The following is a 21,316-nucleotide window of genomic DNA, read 5'->3' on the forward strand; positions in this document are numbered from 1 at the left end:
TTTTCCAAACCGGACACCATCTGGTATAAAGTTCGGAAGAATCACGAGGCGGTAACGCCACGGTGGAATGGCCGAGTGGTGAGGCAACGGCCTGCAAAGCCGTGCACACGGGTTCGATTCCCGTTTCCACCTCGCAGTAATTGCAGGCGCGATTAGCTCAGCGGGAGAGCGCTTCCCTGACACGGAAGAGGTCACTGGTTCAATCCCAGTATCGCGCACCAACCACTCCCCTCACGGGGAGTTCGGTTTTTGCGGATGTAGCGCAGCTGGTAGCGCATCACCTTGCCAAGGTGAGGGTCGCGGGTTCGAGTCCCGTCATCCGCTCCACCGAAACCCGCCGCCCGGCTCAGCCGGACGGCGGGTTTCCTCGTGCGCGGGGTGCGGTACGCCCCGGTGCGCCGTCGCCGCTTCGGGGCCACCGCTCCCCACCTTCCGGCGGACTCGCGGACATGCGGTCGGACGACGGGCGAAATGGTCCCCGCAGCCGTGGGACGGCCCCGCGGGAACCTGCGGAACGAAAGCGCCGACGCCCGCGGGGCGAATCCGCCGGGCCCCGTGGATCGCCCGCCGGCGGATGGAACGACGAGCGGATCGACGCCGCCCGTCCATCGCCGGCGCACGGCACGGGGCTCGCGCATCCGCACCGCGCCGAAACGGGAAAGGGCATGCCCGGGGACGGGCGATCGTCCCCGGACATGCCGAAGGGCGCCGATCCCGTGGGCTGGACGGGATCGGCGCCCCTGAAGTTGCGCCTCAGGCGCACCGGCAGGCCATGGCGCGGTTTAGCGCTTGGACAGCTCCTGGTCCATGAGCAGGATGCCGGTGCCCTCGGAACCGACGAAGGTCAGGCGGCCGATGATGGTGCGGACGGTGTCCTCCTCCTCGATCTGCTCCTCGAGGAAGCCGTCGAGCAGCTTGCGGGAGTCGACGTCGCCCTCCTCGGCGGTGAGGTTGCGCAGGGCGCGGATGGAGGCGGAGACCTTCTCCTCGTGCTCCAGGGCGATGCGGAAGGCGTCGATCGGCTCGCCGATCTTCAGCTCCGGCTTCTCGATGACGCCGATCTGGGCGCGGTTGTCGCGGGCGTCGAGGTGGGAGATGAACGCCTCGGCGTGCTCGATCTCCTCGGCGGCCTGGGCGCGCATCCACGCGGCCATGCCCGGGAGGTCGATGTAGTCGAGCTCGATGGCCAGCTGGCGGTAGACGTTGGACGCCGTCAGCTCCATCGTGATCTGGTCGTTGAAGGCCTTTTCAAGAGTGTCGTTGAGTCGCATGCCTGCACTATAAATCCACCCTTTTAAAGGCGGCAACCCAGTCGCGAATACCTATCGAAGGTGACCCTTCCCTGCGTTCGCATGCCGTCACGTATCGTCCGGACCATGCATTGGCACGGCTCCATCACGCCCGCCGACGCGGCGCGATTCGTCTCCGACCAGGGGCTTTACGACGACACCCGCCCCGGCGGCGATGCCGGCGGCGACGATTCAACCCTTTTCGGGGGTGCGAACCCCACGGAACCAAATGCAGAATGTGAGTCCAATCACGATTCAGGATGTGCGCAAATCTCGGCTTCCCGCGCCACTTCAGCCCCATCAGCCACTCCCGTTGCGCCTGAAACGTGGACTCGCGCCGTCCTCATCACCACGCCTGATGGACGAGCCACCGTCGACGGCGTCTCCGGCGGGCTCGGCAACGACGCGGACGCCGCCGTGCTCGCAGCCTGCCGCGACGCCGCGGACGTCATCGTCGTCGGCGCCGCCACGGTCCGCGCCGAGGACTACGGCGGACACCATCCCTCCGACGAGGTGCGCCGGAAGCGCCGCGCGGCGGGACGCGCCGGGGCCGCGCCGGTGGCCGTCGTCACGCGATCCGCGAGGATCGTCCCGGACTCGCGGCTGCTGCGCGACGCGGAGGAGCCCCCCATCATCGTCACGCCCCGCGACGCGGGCGCCGCGGACGACGCCGGCGACGATGAGGCGGCTGCGCGGAGGGCGCGGCTGGACGCGCTCCGCGACGCCGGCGCCCGCCTCCTCGAGCTCGACTCGACCGAGCCCGCCGACGTGCGCGCCGCGCTGGCGGAGCTCGGCCTGCACCGCATCTCCCTGGAGGGCGGCCCCTCCCTCTACCGCGCGTGGATCGACGCCGGCTGCGTCGACGAGCTCACGCTCACCCTCGCACCCGTCGTCGCCAGCTCCGGCGCCGCCGCCTTCCCGGACGGCCCGCCCGCGCACTGGCGCCTGCACGCCGCGGCGCACGGCGACTCGCACGTCTTCCTCCGCTATCTGCGCACCCCCGGGCGGTAATGTCCGCCCCGTGACGTACACCCCCGAGAAGCCCGCGCCCGCCGCAGGCCGCAGCCCCGGCCGGTACCTCGCACCGGCGCTGTGGCCCCTGGCGATCCTGGCGGTCATCCACCGGTGCATCATCCGACCCTCCGGCGGCGACACCACCGACGACTTCTCCACCGTCTTCACCGCCATCTGGCGGTTCATCGACGGCGAGCGGGTCTACGAGCAGGACTACGCGTCCATCGTCCCCCACTACCTGTACTCCCCCGGCGGCACGCTGGCGCTGACGCCGCTGCTGGGCTGGTCGGACGACATCGACACCGTCCGGTGGGGCTTCATCGCCATGCAGGCCGCCGCCATCATCGGCGCCATCGTCCTGCTGCTGCGCTGGGTCGGCGTGCCGTGGCGCCACTGGCTCTACCCCGGCGCCATCGCCGCGGCGTTCGTGACCGAGACGGTGTCCAACACCGTCGCCTTCACCAACGTCAACGGCATGATCCTGCTGGCCGAGGTCGCGTTCCTCGTGCTCCTGCACCGCCGCCGCCAGCTGTGGGCCGGCCTCATCATCGGCCTGGCCATCACGGTCAAGCCCATCGTCGCGCCGCTGCTGTTCCTGCCCTTCGTCCGCCGCCAGTTCGGCGCCGTCGGCGCGGGCATCGCCGTGCCGATCGTGTTCAACATCGCCGCCTGGCCGCTGATGACGGCGCCGAAGGAGTACCTCACGCTGACGGTGCCGTACCTCGGCGTCATCCGCGACTACGCCAACGTCTCCCTGTCCGGCCAGTTCGAGTACTTCGGCGTGCCCGGCACCCGGACCCTCATCTGGCAGGCGCTCGTGGCCCTGGCCGTCATCGTCGGCCTCGTGCTGCTGCTGCGCTGGGTCGACCGGGACGAGATCTTCTGGCTGTCGACGACGGCGGCGCTGCTGATGACCGGCGTCTTCCTCCTCGGGTCCCTCGGCCAGATGTACTACTCCATGCTGCTGTTCCCGCTGTTCGCGACGCTGGCCCGCCCGCTGGCCGGCGCGCGCGACGGCTGGGGCGAGCCCGCCCGCTCCGTGCTGCACTCCGTGCCCGTCGCCGCGGGCCTGGCGCTGTGCCTCTGGTTCACGTCGTTCCAGACGGAGGCCTTCGCCACCGGCTCCTGGTGGTTCGACGTCGGCCGCGGCACCGTCGGCTGGATCCTCATCGTCTTCGGGCTCGTCGGCTGCCTGGTGAAGTGGACCGTCGAGGAGGCCGCACGCGGCGTGCCGCTGCACCCGGCGCTGCCCGGTGTACGGTCGGCCCCATGACCGAGCGCGAGGACTGGAACCTGACCGACGCCGAGTGGCGCGCCCGCCTCTCCGACGCGGAGTACCGGGTGCTGCGGATGGCCGGCACCGAGCGGCCGTTCACCGGCGAGTACGTCGACACGGAGACCGAGGGCGTCTACTCGTGCCGCGCCTGCGGGGCGGAGCTGTTCCGGTCGCGGGAGAAGTTCCATTCGCACTGCGGGTGGCCGTCGTTCTTCTCGCCGGCAGACTCGGACGCCGTCGTCGAGAAGCGCGACACCTCGCTCGGCATGGTTCGCACGGAGGTGCTGTGCGCCCGCTGCGGCTCCCACCTCGGCCACGTCTTCGAGGGCGAGGGCTACGCCACGCCCACCGATCTCCGCTACTGCATCAACTCCATCTGCTTGACGCTGGAGCCGTCGGCCTAGGTCGCGTCGCGTCAAGCACCCGCGCAGGACGACGGCGCCGCGCCGGCCCCTCCCCGGGGCGGCGCGGCGCCGTCGTCATGCGGTCGACCGGCCGGTTGCGCGGCGGCCGCGGACGCCATGCCGGCGGCCGTCGTCAAGCAGCCGGCCGCCGGCGCGCCGTCACGGCAGCGTCGTGGTGATCTCCGCGATGTCGTCGACGCGGCGGCCGGTGTGGAACGGCACCTCTTCGCGGACGTGCAGGCGCGCCTCGGTGTAGCGCATCTTCCACATGAGGTCGACGATGCGGTCGAGCTCCGGGCCCTCGAACGCGAGGATCCACTCGTAGTCGCCCAGCGCGAAGGACGGCACCGTGTTGGCGCGGACGTCCGGGTAGTCGCGGCCGGCCATGCCGTGCTCGGCGAGGATGCGGCGGCGCTCCTTGGCGTCCATGAGGTACCAGTCGTAGGAGCGGACGAACGGGTACACCGCGATGTAGCGGCCCGGCTCCTCACCCATGATGAAGCTGGGAAGGTGGGACTTGTTGAACTCCGCCGGGCGGTGCAGCGCGGCGTTCGACCACGTCGGGGTGGAGGCGCGGCCCAGCGCCGTCTCGCGCTGGAAGCGCTTGTAGAACTCCTGGATGTCCTCGATGCGCTCGGCGTGCACCCACGTCATGAAGTCGGCGTCGGCGCGGAGGCCGGAGACGTCGTAGACGCCGCGGATCTCCAGGTCCGTGTCGTCGTAGGACGCGAGGAAGGCGCGGGCCTCCTCCGTCACCGCGTCGCGGTCGTCGCCGAGCGCGCCCGGCTGCACCTTGTACGCCGTGAACATGAGGTAGCGGATGGTGCTGTTGAGCTTCTCGAAGTCGAGCTTGGCCATGTGGCCCGTGTCCTCCCTGGTCGTCCGGATGGGTTCTCTGGTTCAGGGTACCCTCACCCGTATCGCGCGCGCCGCCGCGCCCGCGTGAGGTGCCCCACGCCGCATCCCGCTGCTACAGCGCGGCGGCCAGCCGGTCGGCGGCGGCGCGGGCGTCGGCGATGCAGGCCGGGATGCCGGGGCCATGGTGCCAGGCGCCGCAGGCGACGACGCCGCGATCGGCGGCCTCCTCCAGCAACGCGTCGGCGACCGTCATGAGCTCCGTGTGGCCCACACCGTAGCGCGGGATGCCGCCGCGCCAGCGCTGCACGAGCGTCTCGACGGGCTCGGCGCGGAAGCCGGTGGCGGTCTCCAGGTCGCGGACGGCGCGGCGCACCAGCTCGTCGTCGTCCAGCTCCACCAGCGACTCGTCGCCGTAGCGGCCGAAGGACGCGCGGACCAGCGCCCCGCCGCGCTCGGCGAGGTGCGGCCACTTGCGGGAGCTGAAGGTGAAGGCCTTGGCGTCCAGGCCGGCGTCGGCGGCGACGAGGATGCCGGAGTTCTCCGGCAGCCCGCCGGCGTCCTCCAGACGCAGCGCGACGACCGCGGACGAGGCCAGGTCGACGCCGCCGATGATCTCCGCCGGGTCGGGGGCCACGGACGCCAGCAGGCGGGAGGCCTCCGGGGCGGGGGCCGCGACGACGACGCCGTCGACCTCGCCCACGCCGGGGACGCGCAGTCCGCCGTCGACGGCCTCCACCGGGCCGGTCTCCGCGCCCAGCAGGAGCTCGGCTCCGGACTGCTCCACCAGGGCGTCGACGAGCGCGCCGAAGCCGCCGTCGAGCGCCCGGAAGATGCCGGCGAAGCGCGGGCCCCCGCCCTCGGCGCCGGCCTTCTCCGCGGCCGCCTTCCGGGCCGCCTCCATCGCCTCGCGGCGGCGGTCCAGCACGCGGGTGACGGCGCCGGTGAGCGTCACGGGCACGCCGTCGACGACCATCGCGTCGAGCTCCTCCGCCAGCTGCGGGACGGTGGCCCGCAGGCCCAGGTCGTCGGCCAGCGTCGAGTAGACGCCGCCGAGCAGGGGGCTGACGACGTGGTCGACGACCTCCTGGCCCATCCGCGCGGCGACGAGCTGGCCGAGGTTCACGTCGTCGCCGGGCACCCAGTGCAGCGGCGGGGTGCGCTCCGGGTCGCCCTCGGCGGCGATGCGCTCCCCCGTCTCCTCCGAGACCAGGTCCCCCAGCGCGTCGGCGGAGCCGGGCACGCCCATGAGCGTCGCCCGCGGCATCGCCCGCAGGCCGCCGGAGTAGATGAGGGAGCCGAGGCCGGAGGGGCCGACGACCCGGTCGCCGAGTCCCAGCTCCTCCACGAGCTCCGCGGCCTCCGGCTTGGTGCCGATCCACGCCTCCGCTCCGACGTCGACGGGGCCGCCGAGGTCGGCGGTGCTCAGCTTGCCGCCGGCCCGCCCCGCGGGGTCGGCGACGACGATGCGGGTGTGGGAGCCCAGGCGGCGGCGCAGGCGGTGGGCGGCGACGAGGCCGCTGAGGCCCGCGCCCAGGACGGCGACGGTGGTCGGTCGGGTCACGGCGGAAACCGGTCCTTTCGTTCGATCCGCGCTCCCGCCGCGTCCGGGGTCAGGCGCCGGCGGCGGGCAGCGAGTGCACGTACCCGACGGTACGCGTGATCGCGTCGGGGTCGGTCGTCGGCAGGACGCCGTGGCCCAGGTTGAAGACGTGGCCCGTCGCATCGCCCGCGGCGATGGCGCGATCGGACTCCGCGACGATGCGGTCGACCTCTGCGCGGACGACGTCGTCGCCGGCGAAGAGCATCGCCGGGTCGAGGTTGCCCTGCAGCGCCTTCGGGCCGGCGGCGGCGCGGACGCGGCGCGCGGCCTCGTCCAGCGGGACGCGCCAGTCGACGCCGACGACCTCCGGGCCGGCCTCCGCCATCGCGCCGAGCAGTTCGCCGGTGCCGACGCCGAAGTGGATGCGCGGCACGCCCGCGTCCGCGACGGCCTCCAGGATGGCGGCCGAGTGCGGCAGGACGTGGCGGCGGTAGTCCCTCTCCGTGAGGAAGCCGGCCCAGGAGTCGAACAGCTGCAGCGCGTCGACGCCCGCGTCGATCTGCACCCGCAGGAACGCGGTGACCAGCGGGGTGATGCGGCGCATGAGCCGGTCCCACAGCTCCGGGTCGGAGTGCATGAGGGACTTGGTGCGCTCGTGGTTGCGGGACGGGCCGCCCTCCACGACGTACGACGCCAGGGTGAACGGGGCGCCCGCGAAGCCGATGAGGGCCTGGGAGTCCGTCAGCTCGTCGAGGATCGCCGCGATGCCCTCGGCCACCGGCGCGAGGTCCGCCGGGTCGAGCTCCGGCAGCCGGTCGACGTCGGCGGCGGTGCGCACCGGCTCGGCGACGACGGGACCGCGGCCCGGCACGATGTCCAGGTCGACGCCCGCGGCCTTCAGGGGCACGACGATGTCGCTGAAGAGGATCGCGGCGTCGACGTCGTGGCGGCGCACCGGCTGCATCGTGATCTCCGCCAGCAGGTCGGGGCGGAAGCAGGAGTCCAGCATGCCGACCTCGGCGCGGATCTCGCGGTACTCCGGCAGGGACCGGCCGGCCTGGCGCATGAACCAGACGGGACGCCGGGACGGGACGCGCCCGGCGGCGGCGTCGAGGAGCGGGGCGTCGGACAGCGTGCGGCGATTGCTCATGCCCCCAATCATGCCCCATGACTCCCCCGGCGCGCCTTCCCCCCATCCGGGGCGGTCCGGGATATGTTGCGGCCTGTGACAGCGACCGACACCGCACCCCAGATCTTCCGCGACGCCGTGGCGTCGATGCACTCCGCGCGCCTGCGCGCGGAGCTGTCGCTCGCCGAGATCCGGGCGCCCCGGAAGCTCGCCCCGTTCTCCCACGCCGTCGGGCTGGAGGTCCTCCACGACGACGACGCGCCGGTGCCGGAGACGTCCGAGGGCGACGCCTTCGGCCGCCTCATCCTGCTCCACGACCCGGGCTCGGGCGAGGACTGGCAGGGCCAGATGCGGCTCGTCGCCTACATCCAGGCGGACATGGACGCCGCCGTCGCCGAGGATCCGCTGCTGCCGCAGGTCGCGTGGGAGTGGCTGACGGAGGGCCTCGAGGACTCCGGCGTCGAGCACGTCAACCTCGGCGGCACCGTCACCACGACGAATTCCGTGCGCTACGGCGACATCGGCGGCCCCGGCCAGGCGTTCCAGCTGGAGCTGCGCGCCTCCTGGACCGCCGCCGGCCCCGACCTCGCCGCGCACGTCGAGGCGTTCGCCCACGTGCTGGCCAACGTCGCCGGCCTGCCGCCGGAGGGCGTTGCCGTCCTCGGCCGCTGACCCGGCCCGCCGCTCCCCGCGGCCGCGCCCGTCGCACGCGGCCCCGGACGCGCCGAAGGCCCCCGCCGTCCTGGCGGGGGCCATCGCCGTCCCCGGGGTCCGCGGTCGGGTGCGGTGCGCGCGCACCGCACCCGTCCGCACGCGGGTTCCGTCGTCACGCGTGACGACGGGACCCGCCGCGGCCCGGCGCCCGGCGCCTAGTAGTAGACGGCGAGGGGGCTGCCGTGCGGGCCCTCGACGACGTCGATGGGCGTGTTGAAGACCTCGGTGAGCAGCTCGGAGTCCATGATCTCCGCCGACTCGCCGAACGCAACGACCTCGCCGTTCTTCGTGCAGCAGATGCGGTCGGCGTAGTGCGCCGCGAAGTTGATGTCATGGATGACGATGACGATCGTGCGGCCGAACTCCCGGGCGGCGTTCTTCAGGTGGTGCATCATCTGCACCGAATGCTGCATGTCCAGGTTGTTCAGCGGCTCGTCCAGCAGGACGTAGTCCGTCTCCTGCGCCAGCACCATGGCGACGTAGGCGCGCTGGCGCTGGCCGCCCGACAGCTCGTCGAGGTAGCGGCCCTCGAGCTCCGCGAGGCCCAGGAAGTCGATGTACGTGGAGATGATCTCCTCGTCCTTCTTCGTCAGCCGCCCGCGCGAGTACGGGTAACGGCCGAAGCCGACCAGCTGGCGCACGGTGAGGCGGGTGACGAAGTGGTTCTCCTGCCGCAGCACCGAGATGATCTTCGCCAGGTCCCTCGAGTTCGTCGACGCGACGTCGTAGCCGGCGATCTCGATGCTGCCCTCGTCGAGCTTCAGCAGGCGGCCGATCATCGTCAGGATGGTCGACTTGCCGGCGCCGTTCGGCCCGATGAGCGCCGTGATGCCGCCCGCCGGGATCTCCAGGTCGACGGGGCCGATGCGGACGGAGTCGGTGTACTGCTTGACGACCTTGTCGAGCGTGATCACAGGCGTCCCTTTCGCATGATGTAGGTCAGGAAGAACAGGCCGCCGACGACTTCGATGATGATGCCGACGCTGCCCTCCGCGTAGAAGATTTCCTTGAGGATGAAGTACGCGCCGGACAGGAACGCGATGCCCGCCAGCGTCGCCATCGGGAAGATGAGCTTGTGGTCGTACGTGTCGGCCAGCTGGTAGCCGATCATCGCGACGAGGAAGCCGAGGAACGTCAGCGGGCCCACCAAGGCGGTGGAGCACGCCATGAGCACGGCGACGAGCATGAGGACGATGATCGTCTCCCGCTTGTGGTTCTGGCCCAGGTTCGTCGCCGTGTCCCGGCCGAGGCCGAGCACGTTCAGCCGGCCCGAGCGGAACCACAGGATGCCGCCGGAGACGAGCACCAGCGGAATGCACACCATGAGGTAGTCGGTGTCCGCGTTGGCGATGCTGCCGATGAGGCGGGCCTGCAGGATGTCGAACTCGCCCGGCGTCATCAGGCGCTGCATGAACGTCGCGACGGCGCCGAGGCCGGCGCCCAGCACGATGCCGACCAGCAGCATGATCTGCAGGTTGCCGCGGCGGCCGAGCAGCAGCCAGCCGTACAGCAGCGCCGACAGCGCGACCATCATGGCGACCTGCAGCAGGAACCCGGCGATGCCCTCGAGGGCCGACAGCCCGGCGACGCCCAGGAAGAACATCGCCGAGGTCTGGATGAGCCGGTACAGGGCCTCGAAGCCCATGATCGACGGGGTCAGGATGCGGTTGTACGTGACCGTCTGGAACGCGACCGTGGCCGTCGCCTGCGCGAAGGCGACGACGAGGATGACGATGATCGCCTCCACACGCATGTTCGCGATGCGCATCCATCGGTCCGAACCGAACGGCACCGTGATGTCCCAGCTGAGGTACAGGAGGCTGAAGCCCGCCGCCAGGACGATCATGAGGATGAGCAGGGCGGTGTAGCGGCCCTTCTTCTTCATGGTCGGCAGCGGGCCGGCGTGTCGGCCGCGGGGATCGGCGTCGGACGCGTCGACGGCGACGGCGGTGGCGGTGCGCCCGTCGTCGGCCGCGTGGCCCGGGGCGGACGCGTCGGCGCCGGTGGCGCGGGCCGCCTCCGCGGCGGCGTCCTCCGGCAGGTCCGGGCTGGTGCGGGTCGTGTCGGACATCAGCCCACCGCCTTCCGCCGGCGCATCAGCATGTAGATGAAGACGACGGTGCCGACGACCGCGAGGATGGTCGAGACCGGGACTTCGAACGGGTAGATGATGGTGCGGCCGATGAGGTCGCACACGGTGACGACCATGATGCCGACCAGGCACACCCAGGGCAGGTTCGAGCGCAGGTCGTCGCCGCGGAACATGGACACGAGGTTCGGGACGACGAGGCCCAGGAACGGCAGATTGCCGACGACGACGGTGACGATGCCGGTGGCGACGGCGACGAGGCCGGTGCCCAGGAGCATGATCGCCCGGTAGTTGAGGCCGACGTTCGTCGCGACGTCCTCGCCGAGGCCCGCGACCGTGAATCGGTCGGCGACGATGAAGACCACGACGACGACGATGGTGACCAGCCACAGCGGCTCGTACTGGTTCTCCAGCACCGAGGTAAAGGAGCCCTGGAACCAGATCTGCAGGGACTGCAGCATGTCCGTGGCCATGCCGATGTAGGAGGACACGCCGCCGACGACCGCGCCGAGCATCATGCCGACGATGGGCACGATGACCGACGACTTCAGCGTGACCTTCTGGATGAACGCGAAGAAGATCATCGTGCCGAGGAACGCGGTCAGGATGGCGCCCACCATCTGCGGCAGGATCGCCGCGCCCGGGAAGACGACCATGACGAGCAGCAGGCCCAGGCCCGCCCACTCCGTGGTGCCGGTGGTCGTCGGCTCGACGAACCGGTTCTGCGTGATGAGCTGCATGATGAGGCCGCACATCGCCATGGCCGCGCCGGCGAGGACGAGCGAGACCGCGCGCGGGACGCGGGTGATCTGGAACATCTCCGCGCCGTCCTCGTTGCCGAAGATGTCGTAGGCGCCGACGAAGAGGGAGCCGATCACCAGTGCGGCGGTGACGATGATGCCGATGATGAGGGGCCAGGTGAAGAGCTTCCCCCTGCCCCGCTCCGGCGCGGCCGGGTCGGCGCCCGGCCCCGCCGTCGGAGCGCCGATGGCCTCCGATGTGTTCTGTGCTGTCATGGATGCTTCCCCAGGTTGGGCTGTACTGCCTTCATGTCGTGTCGCTGCCCGTCATTATCGCGCACCGGGTTTCGGAATGCGGCTCCGGGGTCGCGGGCGGGGCGCACGGGAAGGGCCCCGCGGCCGGTGACGGTCGCGGGGCCCGTGGTCACGGACGCGGAGCGCGGCCGCGTGCCGGTGACTGCTGGCCCTACTTCTGCTTCTCCAGCTGGTCGGCCAGGGTGTTGAAGAACTCGGTGTAGGTCTGGATCGACTCGTTGGTGTACGTGTCCTTCGGGAAGTACACGATGTTGCCGTTCTTCACGGCGTCGACGTTCTGCAGCGCCGCGGAATCGGCGATGAGGTCGGCGGCCGGGGCGGAGCCCTCGTCATTGGACTTCACGCCGGCGTCGCGGTCCATCACCAGGATGAGCTGCGGGTTGGACTCGGCGATGGCCTCGACGGAGATGTCGTCGCCCTGGTGGTCGGAGGTGCCGTCGACCTTCAGGGACGGCTCCAGGCCCAGGATGTCGAACACCGGGCCGACGGAGCGGCCGGCGCCCGGGGCGGAGTAGTTGATCTCGCCGCCGGAGGTGATGAGGCCCATGGTGGTCTGGCCGTCGTACGCCTTCTTGGCGCGCTCGATGGAGGCCTTGAAGTCGTCGACGAGCTTCTGCGCCTCCTCCTCCTTGCCGAAGATCTTGCCCAGGTTCTCGGTCTGGCGGATGAGCTCCTCGTCGAACGGCTTGTCGTCGCGCGGGGTGAAGTCGACGATGGCGGCCTCCGGGGCGGCCTCGATGAGCTTGTCGCGCTGCTTGGCGAAGCGCTGGCCGTTGACGATGAGGTCCGGCTGGGCCTCGACGACCTTCTCGAAGTCCGGCTCGCGGTGGTTGCCCATGTCCAGGATCTGGTCCTGGTTCTTGAAGGTGATGGCGTCCGGCACCAGCTTCATCGGCGCGGCGACCGGCTCGACGCCCCACTCGGCCAGGGTCTCGAAGGAGCGGTTGTCGGTGATGACGACGCGCTCGGCCGGGGACGGGACCGTCTGCTCGCCGAAGTTGTCCTCGACGGTGATGGTGCCGGCGCCCTCGCCGCCCTCGGCGGCGGCGGTATCGGTGCCCTTGGTGTGGGCGTCGCCGGAGGCGGAGGAATCGGAGCAGGCGGCCATGCCGAACGCCAGGGAGGCGGCGACGACGGCGGCGGCGGAGCGGCGCTTCGTGAGGAACAAGGAAAGGTCTCCTTCAGAGGTCGTGGGACCCTCCGTCCTGGAGGGCGGATTCGTCGGCCACCGGGGTGCGCGGCATCCGCGCGCCGTGGTGCGGCGCGGTCGGGACGCGGCCCGGTGCAACGCATGTGACCATATCACGGATTTTTGCATGCCTACCCTTATTTTTTTAGCGCAGGTGGCGCTTATCTTCCTGACCTGCGGTTTTCGGTGAACGGATTTCATAAAATCGTTGCCCGGGACACTTGACACGTCCCGAAAACGGCTTAGTGACGGACCCGCGGCCCCCGCGTCCTAGAATCATCCGCATGACCACGCCCCTCCTCCATCCCCGCGCCGGAACCCCCGAGGTACTCGTCACCCGCGAGGAGGTCGCGGCGGCGGCGGAGCGGCTGGCGGCGGGCACCGGGCCCCTGGCCGTCGACACGGAGCGGGCCTCCGCCTACGTCTACGACGACCGCGCACTGCTCATCCAGCTGCGCCGCGCCGGCGCCGGCACGTTCCTCATCGACCCGGAGACGGAGCCCGGCGCCGTCGCCGATCTCCCGGACGCGCTCAACCCGCTGCCGTGGGTGCTCCACGCCGCGCCGAGCGACCTCCCCTGCCTCACGGCGCTGGGCCTGCTGCCGGCGGAGCTGTTCGACACCGAGATCGCCGGCCGGCTCCTCGGCCTCGACCGCGTCAACCTCGCCGCGATGACGGAGCGCTTCCTCGGCGTGTCGCTGGCAAAGGGCCACGGGCGGGAGGACTGGTCGCGCCGCCCGCTCCCGGCGGACTGGCTGGACTACGCGGCCCTCGACGTCGAGCTGCTGCCGGAGCTCGCCGAGACCCTGGGCGATGCCCTGTCGGAGCTGGACCGCATGGACTGGCTGCTCGACGAGACCCGGGCGATCATCACGCGCTTCGCCCCCGACGCGGCCGACGGCGGCGCCGCCGCGCCGCTGAACAACCCCGACCCGGAGGGCTGGCGCCACCTCAAGGGCATCGGCGCCCTGCGGCGGCCGGACCAGCTCGTCGTCGCCCGGGAGCTGTGGCGGGAACGCGACGCGCGGGCCCGCTCCCGCGACGTCTCCCCCACGCGCGTGCTCGCCCACGACGTCATCGTCGCCGTCGCCCGCGAGCTGCCGCGCACCGAGCAGGAGCTCGGCGCCATCCGCGGCTTCCCCCGCCGGCGCCGCGGCGCCGCCGCCGACTGGATGCGCGTCGTCCGCCGGGCTCTGGCGCTGCCGGAGGCCGACCGGCCCCGTCGGCTGCCGTCCGCCCACCGGGGCATCCCCCACCACCGGGACTGGCCGGAGCGCGCCCCGCAGGCGGCGCGCGCCCTGGAGCTCCTCGAGCCCGCCTACCGCACCGCCGCCGGCGATCTCGGCATCGCGCCGGAGACGCTGCTGCCGCCGAAGGTGATGCGGCGCGTCGCGTGGGTCCTCGGCGGCGCCGACGGCGACGTCCCGGCCCCGGCCGACGGCGACGGCGTGCGGCGCCTGCTGCGCGCCGAGGGCGCCCATCCGTGGCAGGAGGACATCCTCGCCCCCGTGGTCGTCGAGTCCGTGCTGCTGCCCTGCGCGCAGCCGCTGAGCTGACGCCCCGCCGGCGCCGTACGCGGCGGGCCCGGAGGCCCCGGCGGCACGGGCCCATCGCGGCCCCGGCGACGACAACGCCCCGCCAACCGATCGCATGACCGGGCGGCGGGGCGCCGCCGTCTAGCCCTCCAGGTTGACCTGCGCGTCGCCGCGGACGAACAGCGCCAGCGTCTCGACGTGGTGCGTGCCCGGGAACGCGTCGACGGCCTCGATGCGCTCCAGCCGGTACCCGGCGCCGAGCCAGGCCGCGGCGTCGCGGGCGAACGTCGCGGGATCGCACCCGATGTGCAGGACGTGCGAGGGCCCGGCCGCGGCGACCGCGGCGACGACCTCCGCGCCCGCGCCCGTGCGCGGCGGGTCGAGCACGACGAGGTCCGCCCGCCCCGCGACGGCGTACTCCACCCGCGCGGTGACGAACTCCACCGGAAGGTCGTGCAGCGAGTCGCGGCCGGCGCGCGCCGCCTGTGGGAAGGCCTCGACGCTGACGACGCGTCCGTCGGCGCCGTCGCCCCGGACCAGCTCCGCCAGCGGCGCGGCCAGCACGCCGACGCCGCCGTAGAGGTCCCACGCCACGCCGCCGGGGACCTCCGGCAGCCAGGAGCGGACGACGTCGACGTAGTGGTCGGCCGCGGCGGCGTGCGCCTGCCAGAACCCGTCGACGGCCACGTCGAAGCGCCTCCCTCCGGCCTCCATCGGCGCCGTCGCCGAGCCCTCGACGACGGTGGCGGCGGGCCGGCGCCGGCGCCTGCCGCGCACGCCCCGCTCCGGCGCCGCGCGGTGCAGCAGGTGGCGGCGGCCGTCGGCGTCGAGCACCGCGTGGAGCTCGCCGCCGGCGGGTGCCGCGCCCTCCTCGCCGAGGCCCGCCATGAGTCCGTCGGCGGTCTGGGCGCACACGACGCCCGTGACCAGTTCCCGGGACTTCCGGCGGCGCAGGCCCGCACGGCCCCTGCGGTCGACGCCGAGGCGCAGCCGGGTGCGCCAGCCCGTCGCCGGCGACAGGGCGGTCACGGCGATGTCCGGGACCGCGTCGGCCGGGATGCGGCCGATGCGGCGCAGCGCGTCGGCGACGACCTCGCCCTTCAGCACGGCCGCGTGGGCGGGGTCGACGAAGTCGAGGTCGCAGCAGCCGGCCCCGGCCGCCGCGGCGTCGCACATCCCGTCGATGCGGTGCGGCGACGCCTCCTCGATGCCCGCGACCGCGCCGCGCAGCAGCTTGGCTCCGGGATCGTCGAGGGCGACGTCGACCAGTTCCCCGGGGATGGCGCCGCGCACCAGCACGACGCGCCCGTCCAGCAGGCCGATGGACTCGCCGCCGTGGGCCGGGCGGTCGATGCGGAGGCGGACCACGTCGCTCACGCGTCCGCCCCCTCGTCCCCGGGCCGGGCCGGCCGCTGCGCGGGGCCGTCGGCGGAGGCGTCGATCGGGGCGTCGTCACCCGCACCCGCGGAACCCTCCGCGTCGCGCCCGCGCGCGGCGCGCACCGCGAGCACCGTCACCAGCAGCACCAGCGCGGTCAGCGGCCACCCCATGAGGATGCGCGCGACGCCGAGCCACGCGACGTCGTCGGCGCGGTAGAAGCCGTTCTGCACGACGAAGCGGGCGGCGAAGACGACGGCCCACGCCGCCGTCGCGATGTCGTAGGCGCGCACCACTCGGCGGTCCTCCCGCCACCCGGAACGGCCGTTGAGGCCCTCCCAGATGAGGCCCACCGCGGGCCTGCGCACGAGGATCGACAGCGTGAACAGCACCGCCGCGGCCGCCGAGTACCAGATGCCGTAGAGGAAGAAGCCCTTCGCGTCGCCCACCAGGAACGCGATCGCCGCTCCGATGAGAACGCCGAACAGGCCCGACACCGCCGGCTGCAGCGTCTCCCGCCGCGCCAGGCGCCAGACGAAGATGGCGGCGGCCACCGCCACCGCGGCGATCATCGCGGGCACCAGCCCCCACGCCGCGTTCACCGGCACCAGCACGACGACGGGCAGGGTCGTGGCCACCAGGCCCGAGACCCCGCCCATCTGATCGAGGAGGGTGCCCTCCCCCGGCCCCGCGGCGCCGTCGCGCCCGGGGCCCTCCGCGCGGTGCGTCACTGCGCGGCGCCGGGCTGCGCGCCGCCCTGCGGCTGGCCGCCCTGGGCGCCCTGCTGCTTCAGCTGCTCCTGGCGCGCCTGGTACGCCTTGCGGATCTGGTCGGCCATCTGCGCCGGCAGCGTCACCGGCAGCACCTGGCCCGCCGGCATCGGGTCGTCGCCGCGGTGCACGAAGGTGCGGGCGACGACGCCGCGGCCGACCTCCGCCAGCTCATCGGCGCGATCCGCCGGGCCGGACATGGTCATGCGCAGCATCCACCGCGGGCCGTCGGCGCCGATGACGCGCATGGCCAGGTCGTCCTTCTCGCCGACGATCTCGTCGCCCCACGGGCCCTGCTCGATGCGCACGGCCAGGCCGTCGCGCGACAGGCCCTCCGCGATCTCGCGGGCGGACGACTCCCACTGGCCGCCGGACGTCGGCGCGGCGAACGCCACCGGGGTCAGGCGGCCGGCGACGGTGACCAGGTGCAGCATGGTCGGGCCCTTCGGGCCCATCTCCACCTGCACGTCGCCCTGGTGCGGCACCGGCAGGATGATGGAGCCCAGGTTCACCGTCGCCTTGGCGAAGGAGGAGAAGTCGAATTCGCCGATGTCCTCGGCCTGCGCGTCGAACGGGCCGGCCTCGTCGACCTCCGGCGCGGGCGCGGCGGCCTCCGCGGCCGCCGCCGTCTCCGGGGCGGCGCCGGCCGGGGCCTCCGGCCGGTCCCCGGTCACCGCGGTCTCCGCGGCGTCGTCGCGGGCGCCGCCGGCGGCCGGCTCGTCCTCGTTCTTGGTCTTCTTGCCGAAGGGCCACATGATGGGGTGATTCTCCTCGTCGTCGTTCGTCGGGGTCCAGCGTAACGCCGGGGCGCCGGGCCGTCAGCCGCTCACGCCGGTGGATCCGAAGCCGCCCTCGCCGCGGGTCGTCTCGTCGAGCTCCTCGACCTCCACGAAGTCGCACAGCTCGACGCGCTGCACCACCAGCTGGGCGATGCGGTCGCCGCGGCGGATCGCGATCGGCTCCTCCGGGTCCAGGTTGATGAGCGTCACTTTGATCTCGCCCCGGTAGCCCGCGTCGACGGTGCCGGGGGCGTTGACGATGGACAGCCCCGCCCGCGTCGCCAGGCCCGACCGCGGGTGCACGAGTCCGACGGTGCCGGCGGGCAGCGCGATGGCGATGCCGGTGCCCACCAGCGCCCGGTGGCCGGGCTGCAGCGTCACGTCCTCCGTCGCGCGGAGGTCGACGCCGGCGTCGTCCGCGTGGGCGCGCGTCGGCAGGGGCAGCTCGGGGTCGAGGCGGCGGACCCGGACGGGTCCGGCGGGGGCGGGGATTCCGGTCATGACCGTGAAGGGTACGCGACCGCCCGCCGCGCGGTGGGTAGGCTGGGTAACCGTGAGCACCTCCACCGATCCCGCGACCTCCTCCGCCGAACGTGTCCTCTACTCCGAGCGCCTCTGGGTGCCCTGGTGGTACTGGGCGCTCGGCGTCGCCGGCGGCGTCGTGTGCACGGCGCAGATCGCGTTCAACCGGTCGGTCGTCTGGCTCATCGGCGGCGCGATCCTGGTGGTCGCCGTGGGCGTCTGGATCCTGGTGACCATGTCGAAAACCCGCATCGCGGTGACCGAGGAGCCGTCCGGCGAGCGGTGGCTGCACGCCGGCGACGCGATGCTGCCCGCCTCCGTCGTGGCGCGTTCCCTGGTCGTGCCGGAGTCCGCGCAGCGCGCGGCGCTGGGCCGCCAGCTCGACCCGGCCGCGTTCCTGGTGACCCACGGCTGGGTGAAGACGATGGTGCTGCTGGTCCTCGACGACCCGGACGATCCGACGCCGTACTGGCTGGTCTCCACCCGCAAGCCGGATGAGGTCCTCGACGCCTTCCTCGGCGCCGGCCGCGACCGGGGCTGACCCCGGACCGCACGCGGACGGCCCCGCCGCCGTGCCATCGTCGAGGCGATGGTGCGGCGGCGGGGCCGTCTCCCCGTCGCGGTGCGTGACGACGGGACCCGCGCCCGGTCGTCCGCGGGCCCCGGCGCGCGGCGTGCGCCGCACGACCCGCCGGGCCACGTGCCGCGGCGGGCGCCGTCGTCAGGCGCAGTCCTCGCAGATGGGCAGGCCGCCGTCCTCGGGCACGTAGGCGATCATCCGGCGGTTCATCACCAGGAAGCAGGAGCCGCAGGTGAACTCGTTGTCCTGGCGGGGCTTGAACTGGACCTCCAGCTCCTCGCCGGCGAGCTCCACGCCCGGCAGCTCGAGGGGCTCGACGATCTCGCCGTCGTCGTTGTCGTCGATGCGCCCGTCGTCCTCCGCGGCCTGAAGCCCCTCGAGGGAGTCGGTCTCGATCTCCTCGCGGTCGTCCGTGCGGGGGGCGTCGTAGTCGATGGCCATGGGCCGGGGCCTCCTTGGGGAACGCTGTTCGGCACCGGTCCGCGGGGGCTGGCCGCGGTCTCCGACGCCTCGTCTGCGGCGGGATGTTAGGGCACGCGGGGCGCCCGTGTCACGTCCCTCCCCCGCGCGTCGCGGACGCGTCAGCCATCCGGCCGCGGGATGCCCCGCCGGCGCCGCCGTGCGGAGCGTCGCGGCGGCCCCGCGCGGCGATGGCCGGCGCCTCCGTGCGGCGGTGGACGGCGGCCCGGACGACCGGCGCCCGGAGCGTCCGCGGGGCCGCGCCGACCGGGGGATATGATGGCCCCCGTGAACCAGCACCGCACCTCCCCCGCCGCCCGATCCCGCCGCAGCGCCCTGGCCTACGGCGTCATCGTCGCCGTCCTCGCGGTCGCCGCGATCGGCTCGTGGATCGTCGCCCGCGGAGCCGCCCCGGAGTCGGTGCCCGTCGCCTGCGCCCGCCCCGACGCGGGCGCCGTGATGCCGTCGACGGAGCTCGTCGGCGTCGCCGCCGCGGCCCCGTCCGCCATCCCGGTCCGCGTCGTCAACGGCGGCGGCGAGTCGGGCGCCGCGACCTCCGCGGCGGACGCACTGTCGGCGCTGGGCTTCGCGCAGGCCGCCGACCCGGTGGGCAACGACCCGCTGTCGCCGGCGCAGGACATGGACTGCCACGGCCAGATCCGCTTCCCCGCCGCGGAGCTGCCGAAGGCCGCGACGCTGCACCTGGTGCTGCCGTGCTTCGAGCTCGTCCGCGCCGACCGCCCGGACGGCACCGTCGAGGTGTCCGTCGGCTCGGGCTTCACGACGCCGGATGACTCGAAGGAGATCACCGCGATCCTGGAGGCGCTGAACCGCGGCGAGGAGCCGCCGGCGGGCGCCCTCGACGCCGTCGGGCACGCCACCTGCTGACGGGCGGGGCCGCCTAGCGGCCGTCGTCGCCCGCGGGCATCGGCGCATCCGCGCCGAGCCCGGCGAGCGCCGCCGCGAAGGCGCCGCGCACTCCCGGAGCCGCCGCGATGACGGCATGGCCCTCCGCCGAGGCGGTGCGCTCCGGACGCGTCACCACGGCGCCGGCCTCCTCCGCGATGAGCGCGCCGGCGGCCCAGTCCCATTCGCCGAGCCCGTGCTCGTAGTAGGCGTCGATCGCGCCATCCGCGAGCAGGCACAGGTCGATGGCCGCCGACCCGATGCGGCGGATGTCACGCACGGAGCCGAGGAGCTCCGCGGCCACCCGGCCCTGGCGGCTGCGCCGTGCCGGGTCGTAGGAGAAGCCGGTGGCGACGAGCGCCGTCGCCAGCTCGTCGGCACCGGAGGCGCGCAGCGCGCGGGAGCGCCCGTCGGCCTCCCGCACGCGGGCGCCCTGGCCGAGGGCCGCGGAGTGCACCCGCCCGCGGGGCACGTCGGCCACGGCCGCGGCGACGACGCGGCCGCCGGACTCCGCCGCGATGCTGACCGCGTAGGCGGGGATGCCGTAGAGGAAGTTCACCGTGCCGTCGACGGGGTCGACGATCCACCGCACGCCGGTCGTGCCGGCGTCGGCGCCGCCCTCCTCCCCGAGGATCGCGTCGCCCGGGCGCAGGGCCGCGAGGAGCTCCCGGATGCGGCGCTCGGAGGCCTCGTCGACCGCCGTGACCGGGTCGACGGCGTTGGATTTCGTCCGGGCGGTCTCCGCGAGGTCGTCGCCCAGATCCGCGCGCATTCCCCTGATGAGGCGGGCCGCCTCGGCGGCGAGGAGCTCCGCGATGTCGCGGAGCTCCCCCGGTCCGGGGGCGGCCGGGGAGGCGTCGGGGTGCGGGTTCGGGGACGCGGCGTCGGAGGTCATGGCGCCATTGTGCGCCGCCCGTACAATCGGCGCCATGAGCGACAACCACGCATTCGGCGTCGATGTCGGGGGCTCCGGCATCAAGGGCGCGATCGTCGACCTGGACACGGGCGACTTCGTCACCGACCGCATCAAGATCCCGACCCCGCAGCCGGCGACGCCGGACGCGGTGGCGGAGACGATCGTCGAGCTGCTGGACCGGTTCGGCTGGGAGGGACCGCTCGGCGTGACCCTGCCGTCGGTCGTCCGCGGCCAGACCGCCCACCTGGCGGCCAACATCGACTCCAGCTGGGTCGGCGTCGACTGCGCGGAGCTGTTCGCCCGCCATCTGCCGGGCCGCGAGGTGTTCGTCCTCAACGACGCGGATGCCGCGGGCCTGGCGGAGGCCCGCTACGGCGACGTGCGCGCCCGGGAGGGCTCCGTCGTCCTGCTGACGTTCGGCACCGGCATCGGCAGCGCGCTGCTGAACGACGGCGCGCTGTTCCCGAACACGGAGTTCGGCCACCTGGTCATCGACGGCGTGGAGGCGGAGCACTACGCCTCCTCCGCCGTGAAGGACCGGGAGGAGCTGTCCTACAAGCAGTGGGCGAAGCGCGTGTCGAAGGTGCTGCGCACCTACGAGGCCGTGCTGTGGCCGACCCTCTTCATCGTCGGCGGCGGCATCTCCCGCAAGCACGAGAAGTGGGTTCCGTTGCTGGACAACCGCGTTCCCGTCGTGGAGGCGCGGCTGCGCAACCGCGCTGGCATCGTCGGCGCGGCGATGGCGGCGGACCAGGGCCTGCGGCCCTGATCCCGGCGTTCCGGTTACAATGGGGAGTTGATTCACGGCACGTGACCGGGGCGCCCACTCGTGTGGGGCCGGGGCCGACTGCGGACCCCACGACCTTCCCCGGGTCGCCGTGGCGGCAAGGACAGACGGCGGGAGGTGCTCCCCGG

The 21,316-nt window shown here is 73.2% G+C and carries 22 protein-coding genes and 3 tRNA genes; 11 read left to right on the forward strand and 14 right to left on the reverse strand.

Annotation, left to right across the window (positions count from 1 at the left end; translation table 11 throughout):
- Nucleotides 1–61: 61 nt before the first annotated feature.
- From QQS41_RS01180 to QQS41_RS01190, 3 genes are all read left to right on the forward strand, one after another.
- Nucleotides 62–132, forward strand: a tRNA-Cys gene (locus QQS41_RS01180).
- A gap of 14 nt (nt 133–146) precedes the next feature.
- Nucleotides 147–221: transfer RNA gene (locus QQS41_RS01185), tRNA-Val, on the forward strand.
- 30 nt (nt 222–251) lie between these two features.
- Nucleotides 252–327: transfer RNA gene (locus QQS41_RS01190), tRNA-Gly, on the forward strand.
- A 455-nt stretch (nt 328–782) separates the two neighbouring features.
- Here QQS41_RS01190 and QQS41_RS01195 read toward each other — a convergent pair.
- The gene (locus QQS41_RS01195) at nt 783–1,271 is read right to left on the reverse strand and encodes a ferritin (RefSeq protein ID WP_448850878.1); all 489 of its coding nucleotides are present in this window, start codon (nt 1,269–1,271) and stop codon (nt 783–785) included.
- A 105-nt stretch (nt 1,272–1,376) separates the two neighbouring features.
- Here QQS41_RS01195 and QQS41_RS01200 point away from each other — a divergent pair, with 105 nt between their 5' ends.
- From QQS41_RS01200 to msrB, 3 genes are read left to right on the forward strand one after another with little or no spacing between them, the layout of a single operon-like run.
- The gene (locus tag QQS41_RS01200) at nt 1,377–2,300 is read left to right on the forward strand and encodes a dihydrofolate reductase family protein (protein ID WP_448850879.1); all 924 of its coding nucleotides are present in this window, start codon (nt 1,377–1,379) and stop codon (nt 2,298–2,300) included.
- A 10-nt stretch (nt 2,301–2,310) separates the two neighbouring features.
- Nucleotides 2,311–3,576: a glycosyltransferase family 87 protein gene (locus QQS41_RS01205; protein WP_448850880.1), complete on the forward strand. Its 1,266-nt coding sequence runs from the start codon at nt 2,311–2,313 to the stop codon at nt 3,574–3,576.
- Nucleotides 3,573–3,983 (forward strand): peptide-methionine (R)-S-oxide reductase MsrB, encoded by a 411-nt coding sequence (gene msrB / locus QQS41_RS01210; protein WP_448850881.1) that lies wholly within the window; start codon nt 3,573–3,575, stop codon nt 3,981–3,983. Before QQS41_RS01205 ends, msrB begins: the two co-directional genes overlap by 4 nt.
- 159 nt (nt 3,984–4,142) lie before the next feature.
- On the opposite strand, the gene hemQ is transcribed toward msrB, so the two are convergent.
- The 3 genes from hemQ to hemE all read right to left on the reverse strand — a co-directional run bounded on the left by hemQ (nt 4,143) and on the right by hemE (nt 7,543).
- Nucleotides 4,143–4,841 (reverse strand): hydrogen peroxide-dependent heme synthase, encoded by a 699-nt coding sequence (gene hemQ / locus QQS41_RS01215; protein WP_448850882.1) that lies wholly within the window; start codon nt 4,839–4,841, stop codon nt 4,143–4,145.
- Nucleotides 4,842–4,953: 112 nt separating this feature from the next.
- Complete coding sequence (gene hemG / locus QQS41_RS01220; RefSeq protein ID WP_448850883.1) at nt 4,954–6,402, reverse strand: protoporphyrinogen oxidase; 1,449 nt, start codon at nt 6,400–6,402, stop codon at nt 4,954–4,956.
- Between the two features lie 49 nt (nt 6,403–6,451).
- A complete protein-coding gene (gene hemE, locus QQS41_RS01225) occupies nt 6,452–7,543 on the reverse strand; it encodes a uroporphyrinogen decarboxylase (protein ID WP_448850884.1) in 1,092 nt (363 codons plus the stop codon).
- A 63-nt stretch (nt 7,544–7,606) separates the two neighbouring features.
- Here hemE and QQS41_RS01230 point away from each other — a divergent pair, with 63 nt between their 5' ends.
- Complete coding sequence (locus tag QQS41_RS01230) at nt 7,607–8,182, forward strand: DUF3000 domain-containing protein (RefSeq protein WP_448850885.1); 576 nt, start codon at nt 7,607–7,609, stop codon at nt 8,180–8,182.
- 197 nt (nt 8,183–8,379) lie between these two features.
- Here the strand turns inward: QQS41_RS01230 and QQS41_RS01235 are convergent, their stop codons facing one another.
- From QQS41_RS01235 to QQS41_RS01250, 4 genes are all read right to left on the reverse strand, one after another.
- Entirely contained in the window at nt 8,380–9,138 is a 759-nt protein-coding gene (locus tag QQS41_RS01235) for an iron ABC transporter ATP-binding protein (RefSeq protein ID WP_448850886.1), read from the reverse strand.
- A complete protein-coding gene (locus QQS41_RS01240; RefSeq protein ID WP_448850887.1) occupies nt 9,135–10,295 on the reverse strand; it encodes an iron chelate uptake ABC transporter family permease subunit in 1,161 nt (386 codons plus the stop codon). The genes QQS41_RS01235 and QQS41_RS01240 overlap by 4 nt, the downstream gene beginning before the upstream one ends.
- Complete coding sequence (locus QQS41_RS01245; protein WP_448850888.1) at nt 10,295–11,329, reverse strand: ABC transporter permease; 1,035 nt, start codon at nt 11,327–11,329, stop codon at nt 10,295–10,297. The genes QQS41_RS01240 and QQS41_RS01245 overlap by 1 nt, the downstream gene beginning before the upstream one ends.
- A 190-nt stretch (nt 11,330–11,519) precedes the next feature.
- Nucleotides 11,520–12,476, reverse strand: coding sequence for a siderophore ABC transporter substrate-binding protein (locus QQS41_RS01250; RefSeq protein WP_448851928.1), 957 nt, complete (start codon nt 12,474–12,476; stop codon nt 11,520–11,522).
- 365 nt (nt 12,477–12,841) lie between these two features.
- Between QQS41_RS01250 and QQS41_RS01255 the strand changes: the two genes are divergently transcribed.
- Nucleotides 12,842–14,113: an HRDC domain-containing protein gene (locus QQS41_RS01255; protein WP_448850889.1), complete on the forward strand. Its 1,272-nt coding sequence runs from the start codon at nt 12,842–12,844 to the stop codon at nt 14,111–14,113.
- 120 nt (nt 14,114–14,233) lie between these two features.
- Here QQS41_RS01255 and QQS41_RS01260 read toward each other — a convergent pair whose 3' ends face one another.
- The 4 genes from QQS41_RS01260 to dut all read right to left on the reverse strand — a co-directional run bounded on the left by QQS41_RS01260 (nt 14,234) and on the right by dut (nt 17,519).
- Nucleotides 14,234–15,469 carry a class I SAM-dependent RNA methyltransferase gene (locus QQS41_RS01260; protein WP_448850890.1) on the reverse strand — a complete coding sequence of 412 codons (1,236 nt, stop codon included), beginning with the start codon at nt 15,467–15,469 and terminating at the stop codon, nt 14,234–14,236.
- On the reverse strand, nt 15,466–16,128 hold the full coding sequence (locus QQS41_RS01265; protein ID WP_448851929.1) for a DUF3159 domain-containing protein: 663 nt from the start codon (nt 16,126–16,128) through the stop codon (nt 15,466–15,468). The genes QQS41_RS01260 and QQS41_RS01265 overlap by 4 nt, the downstream gene beginning before the upstream one ends.
- A gap of 68 nt (nt 16,129–16,196) precedes the next feature.
- Nucleotides 16,197–16,994: a DUF3710 domain-containing protein gene (locus tag QQS41_RS01270; protein WP_448850891.1), complete on the reverse strand. Its 798-nt coding sequence runs from the start codon at nt 16,992–16,994 to the stop codon at nt 16,197–16,199.
- Nucleotides 16,995–17,057: 63 nt separating this feature from the next.
- The gene (gene dut / locus QQS41_RS01275) at nt 17,058–17,519 is read right to left on the reverse strand and encodes a dUTP diphosphatase (protein ID WP_448850892.1); all 462 of its coding nucleotides are present in this window, start codon (nt 17,517–17,519) and stop codon (nt 17,058–17,060) included.
- A gap of 52 nt (nt 17,520–17,571) precedes the next feature.
- Here dut and QQS41_RS01280 point away from each other — a divergent pair, with 52 nt between their 5' ends.
- On the forward strand, nt 17,572–18,081 hold the full coding sequence (locus tag QQS41_RS01280; protein WP_448850893.1) for a DUF3093 domain-containing protein: 510 nt from the start codon (nt 17,572–17,574) through the stop codon (nt 18,079–18,081).
- A gap of 180 nt (nt 18,082–18,261) precedes the next feature.
- On the opposite strand, the gene QQS41_RS01285 is transcribed toward QQS41_RS01280, so the two are convergent.
- The gene (locus tag QQS41_RS01285) at nt 18,262–18,561 is read right to left on the reverse strand and encodes a DUF4193 family protein (RefSeq protein ID WP_448850894.1); all 300 of its coding nucleotides are present in this window, start codon (nt 18,559–18,561) and stop codon (nt 18,262–18,264) included.
- A gap of 306 nt (nt 18,562–18,867) precedes the next feature.
- Here QQS41_RS01285 and QQS41_RS01290 point away from each other — a divergent pair, with 306 nt between their 5' ends.
- Nucleotides 18,868–19,467: a LytR C-terminal domain-containing protein gene (locus QQS41_RS01290; RefSeq protein WP_448850895.1), complete on the forward strand. Its 600-nt coding sequence runs from the start codon at nt 18,868–18,870 to the stop codon at nt 19,465–19,467.
- Between the two features lie 13 nt (nt 19,468–19,480).
- Here QQS41_RS01290 and QQS41_RS01295 read toward each other — a convergent pair whose 3' ends face one another.
- On the reverse strand, nt 19,481–20,380 hold the full coding sequence (locus QQS41_RS01295; protein ID WP_448850896.1) for an inositol monophosphatase family protein: 900 nt from the start codon (nt 20,378–20,380) through the stop codon (nt 19,481–19,483).
- Nucleotides 20,381–20,414: 34 nt separating this feature from the next.
- On the opposite strand from QQS41_RS01295, the gene ppgK reads away from it, so the two are divergent.
- Nucleotides 20,415–21,170 (forward strand): polyphosphate--glucose phosphotransferase, encoded by a 756-nt coding sequence (gene ppgK, locus QQS41_RS01300; RefSeq protein ID WP_448850897.1) that lies wholly within the window; start codon nt 20,415–20,417, stop codon nt 21,168–21,170.
- Nucleotides 21,171–21,316: the final 146 nt, after the last annotated feature.

It is taken from the genome of Corynebacterium sp. 335C, from assembly GCF_053525695.1.

Bases quoted from the DNA above. Each gene is read 5' to 3' on its own strand.
- QQS41_RS01195 (WP_448850878.1), bottom strand. From the start codon at position 1,271: ATGCGACTCAACGACACTCTTGAAAAGGCCTTCAACGACCAGATCACG.
- QQS41_RS01200 (WP_448850879.1), top strand. From the start codon at position 1,377: ATGCATTGGCACGGCTCCATCACGCCCGCCGACGCGGCGCGATTCGTC.
- msrB (WP_448850881.1), top strand. From the start codon at position 3,573: ATGACCGAGCGCGAGGACTGGAACCTGACCGACGCCGAGTGGCGCGCC.
- hemQ (WP_448850882.1), bottom strand. From the start codon at position 4,841: ATGGCCAAGCTCGACTTCGAGAAGCTCAACAGCACCATCCGCTACCTC.
- hemE (WP_448850884.1), bottom strand. From the start codon at position 7,543: ATGATTGGGGGCATGAGCAATCGCCGCACGCTGTCCGACGCCCCGCTC.
- QQS41_RS01240 (WP_448850887.1), bottom strand. From the start codon at position 10,295: ATGTCCGACACGACCCGCACCAGCCCGGACCTGCCGGAGGACGCCGCC.
- QQS41_RS01245 (WP_448850888.1), bottom strand. From the start codon at position 11,329: ATGACAGCACAGAACACATCGGAGGCCATCGGCGCTCCGACGGCGGGG.
- QQS41_RS01250 (WP_448851928.1), bottom strand. From the start codon at position 12,476: ATGGCCGCCTGCTCCGATTCCTCCGCCTCCGGCGACGCCCACACCAAG.
- QQS41_RS01255 (WP_448850889.1), top strand. From the start codon at position 12,842: ATGACCACGCCCCTCCTCCATCCCCGCGCCGGAACCCCCGAGGTACTC.
- QQS41_RS01265 (WP_448851929.1), bottom strand. From the start codon at position 16,128: ATGGGCGGGGTCTCGGGCCTGGTGGCCACGACCCTGCCCGTCGTCGTG.
- QQS41_RS01270 (WP_448850891.1), bottom strand. From the start codon at position 16,994: ATGTGGCCCTTCGGCAAGAAGACCAAGAACGAGGACGAGCCGGCCGCC.
- dut (WP_448850892.1), bottom strand. From the start codon at position 17,519: ATGACCGGAATCCCCGCCCCCGCCGGACCCGTCCGGGTCCGCCGCCTC.
- QQS41_RS01285 (WP_448850894.1), bottom strand. From the start codon at position 18,561: ATGGCCATCGACTACGACGCCCCCCGCACGGACGACCGCGAGGAGATC.
- QQS41_RS01295 (WP_448850896.1), bottom strand. From the start codon at position 20,380: ATGACCTCCGACGCCGCGTCCCCGAACCCGCACCCCGACGCCTCCCCG.
- ppgK (WP_448850897.1), top strand. From the start codon at position 20,415: ATGAGCGACAACCACGCATTCGGCGTCGATGTCGGGGGCTCCGGCATC.